The 13,167-nt window shown below is 44.4% G+C and carries 9 protein-coding genes; 2 read left to right on the top strand and 7 right to left on the bottom strand.

The genetic code is table 11. The features are described from left to right. Positions 1-74: 74 nt before the first annotated feature. Positions 75-473, top strand: a complete 399-nt coding sequence (locus tag PWYN_RS14170; RefSeq protein WP_036652667.1) for a CBS domain-containing protein — start codon at positions 75-77, stop codon at positions 471-473. Positions 474-583: 110 nt separating this feature from the next. On the opposite strand, the gene PWYN_RS14165 is transcribed toward PWYN_RS14170, so the two are convergent. From PWYN_RS14165 to PWYN_RS14135, 7 genes are all read right to left on the bottom strand, one after another. Continuing rightward, the gene (locus tag PWYN_RS14165) at positions 584-1,183 is read right to left on the bottom strand and encodes a type 4a pilus biogenesis protein PilO (protein ID WP_036652665.1); all 600 of its coding nucleotides are present in this window, start codon (positions 1,181-1,183) and stop codon (positions 584-586) included. Then, positions 1,167-2,792 carry a pilus assembly protein PilM gene (gene pilM, locus PWYN_RS14160; RefSeq protein WP_036652662.1) on the bottom strand — a complete coding sequence of 542 codons (1,626 nt, stop codon included), beginning with the start codon at positions 2,790-2,792 and terminating at the stop codon, positions 1,167-1,169. The genes PWYN_RS14165 and pilM overlap by 17 nt, the downstream gene beginning before the upstream one ends. Positions 2,793-2,807: 15 nt before the next feature. Then, on the bottom strand, positions 2,808-3,557 hold the full coding sequence (locus PWYN_RS14155) for a prepilin peptidase (RefSeq protein ID WP_036652661.1): 750 nt from the start codon (positions 3,555-3,557) through the stop codon (positions 2,808-2,810). Positions 3,558-3,639: 82 nt separating this feature from the next. Further along, entirely contained in the window at positions 3,640-4,107 is a 468-nt protein-coding gene (locus PWYN_RS14150) for a type II secretion system protein (RefSeq protein ID WP_052087952.1), read from the bottom strand. Positions 4,108-4,297: 190 nt separating this feature from the next. After that, positions 4,298-5,506 carry a type II secretion system F family protein gene (locus PWYN_RS14145; protein WP_036652660.1) on the bottom strand — a complete coding sequence of 403 codons (1,209 nt, stop codon included), beginning with the start codon at positions 5,504-5,506 and terminating at the stop codon, positions 4,298-4,300. Beyond that, complete coding sequence (locus PWYN_RS14140; RefSeq protein ID WP_036652659.1) at positions 5,506-6,555, bottom strand: type IV pilus twitching motility protein PilT; 1,050 nt, start codon at positions 6,553-6,555, stop codon at positions 5,506-5,508. The genes PWYN_RS14145 and PWYN_RS14140 overlap by 1 nt, the downstream gene beginning before the upstream one ends. Positions 6,556-6,602: 47 nt before the next feature. Continuing rightward, entirely contained in the window at positions 6,603-8,267 is a 1,665-nt protein-coding gene (locus tag PWYN_RS14135) for a GspE/PulE family protein (RefSeq protein ID WP_036652651.1), read from the bottom strand. Positions 8,268-8,634: 367 nt separating this feature from the next. Here PWYN_RS14135 and PWYN_RS28120 point away from each other — a divergent pair, with 367 nt between their 5' ends. Next, positions 8,635-13,119, top strand: coding sequence for a collagen-binding domain-containing protein (locus PWYN_RS28120; RefSeq protein WP_052087951.1), 4,485 nt, complete (start codon positions 8,635-8,637; stop codon positions 13,117-13,119). Positions 13,120-13,167: the final 48 nt, after the last annotated feature.

The following is a 13,167-nucleotide window of genomic DNA, read 5'->3' as shown; positions in this document are numbered from 1 at the left end:
ACTCTACATCCTAATAAAGTTAACGATTGAAGGGTAAAGTAGAAACTAGACCTCTTAGAAAGGATGACCGCTTAATGACAACAGCCCTTGAAAAAGAACTGATTAGCAGGGTCCGCAGCGCCCCGGTTATCGCCGCCTCCGGCACCTGCCGCGAAGCTCTGTGGGTCATGTTCCAGCATCCAGAATCGAAATGCATCGTCGTCTGTAATCCAGAGAACGAGCCGCTTGGGCTTCTAATGAGCGAACGTTTCTTTTTAATCGCTACCGGACGTCTCGGGATAGGCCTTTTTTACCGAGAGACGGTGGTAAATTACATGAACCGATTGCCGTTAATCGCCGATATCTCAACCCCCCTAGAATCCCTCCGAAATGATGCTATGAACCGCCTTGAAATGTATAGGAATGATTGTGTTGTGGTGAGTCGAAGTGGAAAGTTTGTTGGTGTGTTGTATGTGTCAGATCTACTTCGTTGAATTAGATTACATCCACTGTTACATCAGAAAGCACAAAAACTCCGATTCTTCCTATAGAAAGGAACCGGAGTTTATTTGTTCAGGTTGTGCATTAGATTGTACTTTGTATTTTACTTTTGCTCTGTAGGGATTTCTTCATAATAGGCAGTAAAGGATATATTCGCTGTCAAAATGCCGCCTGAACTCTGTACCTGCTGATTCTCTGGCTGCTGAAAGCTGAAGGAATCCACATTAACAATCCGGGGAAGAAGTTGGAGCCTCGTAATCCAATTGTAAATCTCCGTATAACCCCCTTCGATAACAGCCGTCATCTTAATCTGCTTCACAGTTGGAAACATAACATCCGCTGACCCTGTCATTTCCTGAATAGGATTGACATCATCTACATTGAAGGTAATATCCTTTATTCTCGCATAGCTTTTGGCTTCAATATTTCGCAAATCAAGGATCAATTGCTCGCTTCCATCCCCACGGGGTAATGCGATCATCACTGCTTCCTGCGTTGCATCCTTGACCTCACTGGTTTTCAACTTATCGATTTTGGTCTGAAGCATTCCGTTCTCTAAGCTCAGCTGAGAGATCTCAGACTTTGTGGCAGCTATCTTCTTATTGTCAGGCTGTATTCCCAGCATGTAAAAAGCAAACAACAGCAGGAACAATATCAGCACCCCAAGCACGATAGGAGAACGGTATTTATTGATTTGTTCCATCGCTGTCCACCCCCTCCTGTATGGCTTCGGTTGCGTTAGCCTGCTGGTTCACTGCCGACATATTCACTTTGTATACCACTGTGTAAGATCCTGCAGAAGAGTTGCCGGCAACAATCCCCGAACCGGAGTCGCCCCCTCCTTCAGACAACTTCTGAATCGTAACATCCGTTGTAAAGGACATAGCGCGTAGTTGACCAAGATAGATTGAAGCTGCCTCCATGTTTGGCATACTTGTAGTTAAATCAATTGAAGTACGATACGTATATACAATATCTCGCAGCTTACTACCTGGAGGAAGCCCTTTAACCAGTTCACTCAAGACAGCCACAGCGCTCAGCTTGTATTTCAATATCTCATCAATTGCTGCTTTTCGGTCAAGCTGTCCAGCTCCGCTGTTAGTCAACTTACCGAGTTCCAACTGTATCGCGCCCCTTCGGTCCTGCAGACCCTGAAGTTGCTGCTCCTGATCGGATATCGTTCCTTTATTCACAGCAAAGTAGATCCCCGTACCGATAACTCCCAATAACCAGATCCCGACAAGGGCTATGGCAATGTAGGGGAATATTATAGCTTCACGATCTTCACGGGGCAACAAGTCGATATGACTTTCTTGACTTCCAAGTGCTGCACCAGCTGCAATTCGGTAGCTGTTCAGCTCCGGGTCGTGGACTGCTCCCTCTCCAAGCTGGTCCAAGCTGATCGGAGTAATCTCAATTTCGGAAAGCGATTGCCTTAGCACCTGTTCAAGCTGTCTCCGAAGCGACGGAGAACCGGTAATTAACACTTCTCTAATTCTCGTAGTTCCATCGTGCAGACTGTATTGATAGAAATTCAGCATCCGCGAAATCTCTGCCGTGATCTCCACGATTTGTTCTGGAGATAGCGACTCCTCTTCTACTACAGCTGAAGCCGCTGCTTCTGCCACATATTCAGCATCACTAGGAAGCATGCTTAGAACCAGCTTTTCCTGATGCAGATCATATAAGCTCAGTGTGCGAATAAATACGGGATTGCCGCTGCGCAGCATATAGATATCCATCACGGAATGTTCCAAATGAATAAGCATGGTTTCTTCAAAACTCTTGTTCAGTCCTAGCGATATGCTTCGGGCAAGTGCAGTTGCAGATGTCTCTACACTACTTATATGGATTCCCGCTTTTTCCATAATATCAATGTAATCCTGAATCGGCTTACGGGGTGCTGCGAATACAAGTAAATGACTCTGTTCCTCGTCCGTTCCGGTAATCACATAATCATAGATAGGGTTATCGAAGGGTAAATGAAGCCCCGTCTCCACCTCAAGCTTCACCAACTGCTCCAACTGTTTATCATTAGTGGTCGGAATCGTCATCTTGCGGATTATGATTTGTGAGGGAGGGATAGTTAATGAGACCTTTGTGTTGCGCAGCCCCTCTTTTTTAACCCAGGCCTTGACTACCTCCAGCAACGCTTCGCTATCCGCAACCTCATTTTCAATGATCATGCCTGGCTGCAGAGGAAGAAACCGCTTTTTACGGACTTCCCATGCCTTACTTTTTTTCAAGCTGATGTAGCGGATTCCGGATTCTTCAATAGAAAGACCATCCGCCTTCTGTCCTAATCCAAGCATGTTATTGTGATCCTCCTAACCGATGAGCGAGAAATACGTGCTGATCAATGCTGAACCGTAACCATAGGTGATAAGTGCACCCGCTGCCAGAGAGGGTCCAAATGGAAAGGGCTGTTTTTTGTGTACAATTCTAAATACTATTAATAATCCACCTACTACCGTTCCAAGCAGACAGGCCAGCATAAACGCCAAAATCACATTTGGGAACCCGATGACCCAACCCAGCAATGCGAATAGCTTAACATCCCCAAGTCCCATTCCACCAAATAGGGCAAGTAATAAAGTAACGCCACCGCCGACTACTGCTCCAAGTAAGTGCTGCCATAGAGAAAACTCTCCCATAAAAGGCACAACTATCAAAAAGATCGGCAGAAAAAACAGAAGCACTTTATTCGGAATCAGCATATACTTCAGATCGGCAACCGTAATAATAATACTCAGACTAACCAGTAGAAAACCAAGCAGCCCTTGTCCGGTAAGGCCAAATTCCAAATACACCCACAGGAATAAAAGACCTGTCACCGTTTCTCCAAGCGGATACAAAGGCGACACCTTACTTCCGCAATACCGGCACTTGCCTCCGGAGATGAGATAGCTAAACACCGGGATCAAGTCACGTCTCTTCAATCGGGTATTACAGCCGGGGCAATGCGATGGAGGGTGAATCAAGGACTCCTGCACCGGCACTCGCAATGCTACCACATTATAAAAGGAGCCTAGTATAATGCCTAGCAAAGTGATGTATATTGCGATAAATATCGTCATGGTAGGTTGGGTTCGCTTTCTGGAATTTTAAAAAAGGAATCGGGAATTCCGATTCCTTTTTTTGCTAAAGAGATTGAATATTTTAGTTTCTTTTAGTTGTATTAATCTCAACTTCAGTGAAACTCTTGTCATTTGCTGTTACAGTAGCATCTGTAGTCTTGAGAGTTACTGCTATATCATTGACTAAAGTACCATCTGCAGCGAAGTACACTGCACCACCAGTGAGTGCCGCTTTTTTACTTGGAAGAACAATCCCATCCTCCAAATAACCTTTAGTTTTCAAATCCGCTACTGTCACATTAAAACCTCCCGTAACGGCGAAAGTACTCTCTTTTTCAGCGATCACATATAATCTCGCAGCTTCATATACTTGGCGTGCAGTTGCTAAGTCTGCATCTTTTTTTGAATTATTGATAATACCGCTAATCATCGGAACCGCAATTACAGCAATAATCCCCAATATAACGATAACGGCCAGTAACTCTATCAGTGTAAAACCTTTCTGATTCTCTTCCTTGCCCAATCTTCTCTTAATGGCTTGTGCTAACATTTCAATTTCCCCCTAAAATTAGTATTAGATTCTGTTTCGATAGAAGTCATATCCTACATTTACGCCTCTCCTGATGTCTTACCTGATATAGAAATAGCTCGTTCCATCGTCCAGCCCTTGCGAAAGACCTGATCTACTTCCGCGGCGCCTTCCCGGCGTCAACCCCTCTCAATAGGTTCAAGGATAAAAATCAACCCATATTTCCATAGAGACTAAACATCGGCAGCATGATTGCCGCCACAATTAAACCTACAACACCTGCTAGAAAGGCGATGAGCAACGGCTCAAGCAGTGACTTCAGACGGTCAACTGTATTCTCTACGTCCATTTCATAGAAATCAGCCACTTTGGAGAGCATGGTATCGAGCGCTCCAGTCTCTTCACCAATCGCAATCATCTGTGTGACCAGCGGAGGAAATACCCACGCCTTCTTGAGCGGTTCGGAGAGCGGATTACCCTGACGGAGAGAGTCTCCGGCACTGCGGATGAATCCACCTATAACTTTATTTCCAGCTACCTCCTCGACGATCGCCAAGGACTGCAGAATAGGAACTGAACTGGCGTAAAGAGAGGAAAAAGTACGTGTAAATTGAGCAATGGAGCCTTTTTGGTTCAGTTTACCGAATACAGGAACCTTTAGCTTGGCATAATCCAGGGCATAAGCACCCTTTTCCGTTCGTTTGACGATCTGGTAAGCAACTACAACCAGCAGAACGGCCAGGATCCAGATATACCATTGTCCCTGGATGCTTTTACTGAGCGCCAGCACCATTTTTGTGATCATCGGAAGTTCTGCATTCATAGATTCAAACATAGTTACGAACTGGGGCACAATCGCCCATAACAGGTAGATTACTGCTCCAATAGCCATAATTCCTACTGTTATAGGGTAGGTGAGTGCGGACTTTATTTTCTCCGTCGTGGTATGCTGCTTCTCAAAGAATACGGCGAGTCGGTCAAGCGTCCCTACCATATCCCCCGATTCTTCACCGGCACGGATCATGCTGACAAATAATTGCGGAAATATCTTCTTGTGATCCTGAACAGCCTGTGAGAATGAGATTCCTCGTATAAGATTGGAATTGACATCCTGAAGCGCTTTTCGCAGTGGTTTGCTCTCCGTCTGCTCCGCCAGAATGCGTGTGGCGTCAACGATGGAAACACCGGCACGCATTAATGTAGCAAACTGCCGGCAATAAATGATGAAGTGAATCGTCTTGACCGGCTTTCCAATATATATCTCCATAGAAAGAAAGGTTGTCTTCCGTTCCACTAATGAGAACACCGTGAGTCCCCGCTTGCGCAGTTCCTCCATAGCCGTAGGCTTATTGGTCGCAGTCAACGTACCTTTGATCGATTTGCCTGCAGACGTTTTGACCTGATATTCAAAAAGAGGCATTATGGGGTCACCTCCGTCATATAAGCCTTAGCTGCTTCCGGTTGGATGAGTCCGTGGGATAAAGATTCCCGGATGCTCATTTCCAACGTATGCATGCCAAGTGAACGGCTGGTCTGCATTACATTCTTGATCTGATGTGTTTTGTCCGTTCGAATTAGATTGGCGACAGCTGGTGTATTCACCAAAATTTCTGTCGCACATAAACGCCCTCGTCCACCCGCTCTAGGGAACAACCTCTGACTTACCACTGCCAGCAGCACGGAAGCCAGCTGAGAGCGAATCTGTCCTTGCTGATGCCCTGGGAAAGTATCCACAATCCGATCAATAGTCTGTGGAGCATCTGAAGTATGTAGCGTAGCCATAACCAAATGTCCGGTCTCGGCAGCCGTTACTGCCGCCGATATCGTTTCTAAATCACGCATTTCACCGACAAGAATGACATCGGGGTCCTGTCGCAATGCTGCTCTTAATCCATTTGCGAAGCTGGCCGTATCACTTCCTACTTCTCTCTGATCTACCAGACAAGTACCATGACTATGCAGAAATTCAATTGGATCCTCAAGCGTAATTATATGCTTGCTCTCCGTTTGGTTTATATACTGAATCATAGCCGCCAGTGTTGAGGATTTACCGCTGCCTGTCGGTCCAGTGACTAGAATCAAACCCTGCGGTTTCTTCGACAAGACTGATAAAATCGGTGGTAATGACAGTTGCTCCATACTTGGAATCTCTGCCGGAATAGCTCGGGCTGCAATACTTATTCCACCCCGCTGCCGGTAGACATTTACCCGAAAACGCACACCGTTATCTAACGGATAAGAGAAGTCTATCTCTCCCTGACCCTCAAAAGCTGTACTACGTTCACTCCCCATGAGGGCAGAAGCCATTAGTCCGGCCTCTTCCGGGGTGACAGGGCCACCTTCCAGCTTGTGAAGACTGCCATCTATACGCATAACTGGCGGGGAACCGACAGAAATATGCAAATCAGAGGCTTTGGAGGAAATAGCCATATGCAGCAGCTGTGTGATTTCCCTTATGATTGATGGCATCTTATTCTCGCTCCCTTAAGCTTCAACTCATATTACTAATCATGATATTAGTGAGAAACGGTCTCTCTTATCACTTCCTGCAGCGTTGTTAAACCTTGACCCACCTTAAGGAAACCATCATCCATCAGCTGTACCATTCCCCGCGCTTTAGCAGCGTTTCTCAATTCCTCTACAGAAGCAGCATTAGTTATTAACTGGCGCAAATGATCATCAATAGTCAAAACTTCGTGAATGGCAATTCTTCCCCGATAGCCTGTTGTGTTACAACTACCACAACCACGTCCACGTTGAAGTGTCTCAGCCGAAAGGCCATTATTACGGAGCATTATCGCTTCTTGCTCGGAAGGCTTATACTTCTCCTTGCATTCCGGGCATATTCTGCGAACAAGTCGCTGGGCTACAATTCCGATTAAAGAGGACGCAATAAGATAGGGTTCCACCCCCATGTCCCGCAGACGCGAAATGGTGCTAATGGCATCATTGGTATGCAATGTAGACAAGACTAGATGGCCAGTCAGTGATGCACGAACCGCAATCTCAGCAGTCTCTGTATCCCGGATCTCCCCAACCATTACAATGTTGGGATCCTGACGAAGTATGGATCGAAGTCCTGCGGCAAAGGTTAGTCCGATAGCAGGGTTAACATGTACCTGATTAACACCTTCCAACTGATACTCCACGGGATCTTCAACTGTAATGATATTGGCACTCTCTACATTAAGCTGATTAAGGGCGGAGTATAAGGTTGTAGTCTTGCCGCTACCTGTGGGACCTGTAATCAACAGAATCCCGTAAGGACGGGCAATCATATCCTTAAAAGCCTCTGTATTGCTATCGCTGAATCCGAGGGTGTCTACTGATTTCACACCGGTGCTCAAATCGAGCAGACGTAGAACTATCTTCTCACCATGCATAGTAGGTAATGAGGACACACGGATATCGACCATCTTATAATCAAATTGCATCTTGATCCGCCCATCCTGCGGCAATCTTCGTTCCGCTATGTTCAATCGGGCCATAATTTTTAATCGAGCGGTAATGAAGCCCTGCATCTGCTTAGGAATAATCCGTTCTGTTCTCAGTACACCGTCAATTCTGTAACGGATCGAGAGATTATTCTCACCCGGATCTACATGGATATCTGAAGCCCGTAGGGCTACCGCCTGCTGAATCATCTGATTCACTAGCCGTACAATCGGAGAATCTTCATCGGTAATTTCTGTTTCTTCTATTTCTTCCTGTGTCGGCAATTCCACCATCATCTGGCTCATAGAATCCCGCATGCCGTAATGACGCGCTATCGCACGCTGAAGTTCATCCCTCGTAGAAATGGCAGGTTCAATCTTGAAGCCAGTGCTCATACGTAAATCTTCTATCGCAAAATAATCAAGAGGATCAGCCATGGCTACCATCAGCTTGCCGCCCTCTTTCATGAAAGGAAGTACCTGATAGCGTTTAGCCATACTCTCCGGAATAATCTGGGTAATGGCCGGGTCAATCTGATATTTAAATAAGCTCACATGCGGGATGCCTAATTGAAATTCTAGAACTTCAATCAGTTGCTGCTCCGTGATATAACCTTGAGAGATGAGCAGATCACCGAGCTTGCGTTTGGTCTTTCGTTGTTCAGCTAGAGCTTCAATCAGTTGCTCCTGTGAAATTATGTTGTTCTCTACCAGCAAGTCTCCCAATCTCTTTTTCACAATGGCCAAATCAATTCAACTCCACGCTTGGTTTATTATTTCATATCGGCTTCATTACTAGAAATTTTTAGAAGAAAAATATAGGAATTCGCTAAATTCAAACCTGATCATAACCGATATATGAACAATAAGTCCTAAAGTCATATAAAGTATGGCGAAATTGGAAAGTTTGTTTGTGCGAGGGTCAAAAGTCCCTCTTATTAGGTATATTCTCTCATTAAATAATTGCCTATCATTGGAAGATGTCTTAGAATGATATATAGCATAGATTGATTTTTTTTACAACGACATGTCGTTCCTTGTCTGTCAGGATTAATCATAAATTAGGTACTAATGACTAAAAATGCCATTACATATCGATCGGGGAGAGATTGCAATGAAGATAGCCCGCAATAAAGTATTGTATCTTTTTTCAGGCATGATTTTGTTGATACTACTGCTTGTTTTTCCGATTAGATATCTTATTATGAACGTAAATGCCACCGGGGATATTTACCAGATTCGCATGCTAGAAATAACTGACAGCGGAGTCACCGAGTTGTCTAAACTGAAGTCAGGTATGTCCAATATAACTATCGATACAATGAGCATGAAGCGTTTTGTGGCGTTGCGTGATGATTGGGATGGCAAATATGATGCGGTATACATCGGTAAGGGAGCTTACAATAAAAGCGGTGTAACGAGTAAATCAACAGATACCGCAAGTGTTAGAGCAACAGCACATGATACCAAAACAGTCATGAATGACATTACAGCGCTAAAGGCTAAGGAAATCACAGATAATTTTATAAATAAGGGCCTCTACGTTATTTTCAATAAGGCTCCATTTGATAATCAGAAGGCAGCAGAGCAAGGAATCCTGTACAATACCTTTAACAAATACCGTGTGAAAGCAACATCCAAACCGAATGTCCTTTTTAAAGATGATAAAGAGATGGATACCATGATAACCAGTCTTATTAACAATGCTAATTCAACGTATCTCCCAGGGCTGAAGCAACGTCCGCGGCTACACCTAACCAACAAGAGTACGATCACAGATTACAGCACAGATCAGAACTATATGTATACTCCGGGGAACACCTTGACTTTCAACTTTAATGTAGCGAATGTCAGCGATTTTCAAACCCACCCTATTCTCGCCAAGCTCTATGTTAGTGTTGATAAATCCATTCCGATGACGGAAACACAGGTTGTTGCTGTATCCACCCTGAATCGGGCCAACGGGACAATTACTTATAGGCTACCAAATACGTACTCGGGGCTTCTCTATTGGAAGCTCGAAATATCCGATTACTTAAATTCTAATAAATTAAAAGACTTTGACACGGGAACAATCCGCTTCCACGGTAAAAAGCCGATTGTTAATATACTGCAGATCCTCCCTAACACAGGTGATGGCAGCAGTTTACGTATCCAAAGCAACATGAAGCAAGAATATCTCAATACCACTGATTACCAGTTAAATATTACGCCCATATCCATGACAAATTTTAATAATTATGTAGAAACAAAATATGCAGCAGACGGATCTTACGGACTCAACGGCGTATATGACATGCTGATCTTTGGATTCAGGGATGAGTATAATGCGAAGGCTACGATTAAACCTCTGACCTCCGAGGCCGTTTTCAATTTCGCTAATGTAACGAAACAAAGCGTTATGTTCACCCACGATACGGTATATAACAAAGATAGTGATTGGGTGAAATACTTCAAAGACACAACCGGTCAGATAGAGCCATTAACAAATTTAGGTCTGAACGCTCCGAACACCTCGAAGTCGGTTAAGCCTGTAAATGACGGTTTGCTTACTCAGTATCCTTTTTATCTGAGTGCTTTGAATACCAATAACGAACAATATAGTCTATTAACGCCACAGGTGGCGACTACGCATAATCAGTATTACACTTTGAATTTGGAAGATCCTACGATTATCCCTTGGTACAATATAGAAGGGAGTAAGCGGGATATCAATGACAGCTGGAACCATTACTACACGTATTCCAAAGGTAATGTAACGTATTCAGGTACCGGCCATATCTTTGGTATTTCTACAGAGACCTTCCCGGATTGGGAGCAAAAGCTGTTCGTGAATACGATGTACCGTGCCTTTACGGGGGCGAATCATTTGCCTGAGATTACGGTGAACGCTCCAATTGATAACAGCGTAATTCCTTCCTATATGAATGAATTGCTTGTCGATTATAATGTTCAGGATTGGGATTTAAATGACCGCAACCTCAAAACCAGCATCCGCTTCAAATCCTTGGGCAAAGACCTATCGAGTATGGATATAGGTGAAACCGCTGTGCAATCTGGAAACAATATCCACAAGTATTTTACAAATCCTTTGCCTCAAGGCGGTAAACTTGAAATTGAAATTAAGGCATGGGATACACACGGGGCTATGGCTACCAAAACTATTACTCTATCCATCATCAAAGCTACAGCAAATTTGGAAGCCACGCGTTCATTGCCTAGTGATATTCTGAACGGTGTTGTGGAGCGGGATAAACCTATTACCATTACGTATTCCGTTGTTCCTAAGCCCATAGCTTTTACTGATGCAAAGTCGATTATTGATATTAGTGGAAAGCAGGCCATTTCAAATATTGTATTTACGGAGCAGCTTCCCCCTAATCTGGAAGTTGATGAGACTTCTTCCGATGTCACCAAGAGCGGAACTCTACAAAGCGGTTACTCCTTGACTAAGACACTTAGCGATATTACCTACACATTACAGTCGGATAATGGCGTTAAGACCTTTGTTCCAGAACCAGGACAGGCTGCTACCTTCAGAGTAAGCGTAATACCAAAAGTTACAGGCTCTTACAACTTAGGAACCTCGACCCTTAACTATAACGACATTCACGCTCTGCCAGGTGCACTACTCCAAGACGCGGCAGATTATAATTTATTCCTTACCGATGGAGACCTAAGTATCGGCAACTTGCAGGTTGAAGGGCGTATCGCGGCCAGCGGAAACGTTGATTTGCGATATGGTGGAGCGTCTATAAATCCTTTGGGCAATGGTGTGACTCCTATAAAGGATGCCGTAGTGGCCGGAAGGGACTTATATTACAACCAAAATACAACCATCTATGGCAATGCAGTGTATGGAGGCAATTTCAATTTAGATGCAGGTTCCAATAAGAATTCGATCAAGGGAACTGTGGGTAAAGGCACGCCAATAAACTTCGCAGTAGTCAAAGAGAACCTAATTACCCTTTCCACGACTCTTGGAACTCTGAACCAGAACAGAACTGTAGCTGAACCCTACTACGGCAAAACAACACTAAGTGCCAACGATGGAGAAGGAACACAACTATATGTTTTCAATGTCTCAGGAAGTAATATCTCCACATCCTCGAGCATTGATATTAATGTTCCATCTGGTTCGACAGTTCTGGTCAATATCGACGGTGACTCCGATCAAATGCATCTCGATACTAATTTGACCGGAGTAGATGCCAGCCATGTGATCTATAACTTCACCCAGGCAACCCATCTAACTTTAAGAAATACAATTAAAGGTACCATTCTCGCACCCAAAGCACAGATAACCTTTGATAACGCCCAAATTACCGGTCAAATTATCGGGCGCTCTATAACACATTCTTCAACTATAAATTTCCTGCCGTTCAAGGGAAGTATTACGCTTCCGGCTCCACCCTTGCTTTCGGGTTCAGTACAATTTTCACCAACACCCTTAACGTTTCATGCCGTCGTTAAGATAACGAATATTTCATTGGAACCTACAACGATACTACTGAATGACATAATACCGACAAAGCTGATTGCTGAGATTACCCCAGTTGATGCGACCGATCCGCTGCTGTATTGGACATCAAGCAAGCCTGATTTCGTCAGTGTGAATCCATCCACAGGAGAAGTTACGGGTCTTAAGCTCGGATCCTCAGATATAACGGCTACAGCAACCGATGGAAGCAAAAAGTTCGGAGTAGCTAAAGTCACAGTAGTAGGGAGATCTTTACGGATTGAAGGATCAGGCACATCCAAACCTTCTACTACGGTTCCTTTAAGAGCTATCTATGATACGACCAACGAAACGGGTATCACCTATACCTGGGAAGTACAAGACGATAAGGGGAATCTCTTCCCTGAGCTCATTACATCCAATCAGGGGGAGGCTGTATTCAATTCTCCTGACTCAGGCACGTATACTGTGACGGTTAAGGTGACAAGCAATAAAGTCAAAGATCTTCCAGCAAGCAAGGAGATTATTGTAAGCAATCCACTTCAGTCGCTGACCATTATCGGGGACCACTCCGTAATTGTTGGAGGCGAATTGAATCTGAACGTCTTGATCTCGCCTACAGATGCTGATACTACAGAGCTGGTATGGAGCCTTGTTGGAAATACCAACAACCAGTATGCAACGTTGACCCCAGTTACTGGTGGAACGGGATACACTCTGCGTGCGAACCAATTGCCGACTAGTGGATTGAAGGTTAGGGTTACGGCACCGTCTCTTGAAATCTCAAGTAACTATCATGATGTAGAGATTACAGGCTTAACTGGTCTAGAGTTCTCGATTGAACGCCTGGATATCCATGTTGGTCAGTCTTACAGCTTGATAACCTTGCTTTGGCCGAATCCAAGAGCAGTAAGCTTAGAGCAAATTCGAAATGAATTACTTTGGAGCGCTACTAACTCAACCATCGCTTCATTTACCAGTCCAGTAACTATACTCAATCGGGGAGTAATTGTCGGTAATAAGCCCGGAACTACAACAGTTACCGTCTCCTATTCTCCGCCTGGACAGAGCACTGCTATTACTGCTCAGATTGATGTAAGAGTGTTACCACCTACTACCTCTAATGGAGACCGATATTAATAAAAAGGATCCCACCAGCCACTTTTCATGGCTGATGGGATCCCTTTT

Source organism: Paenibacillus wynnii, from assembly GCF_000757885.1.
Taxonomy (GTDB): domain Bacteria; phylum Bacillota; class Bacilli; order Paenibacillales; family Paenibacillaceae; genus Paenibacillus_AQ; species Paenibacillus_AQ wynnii.
Note: the sequence above shows the minus strand (reverse complement) of the source record. Positions and strands in the feature narration are given on the sequence as shown.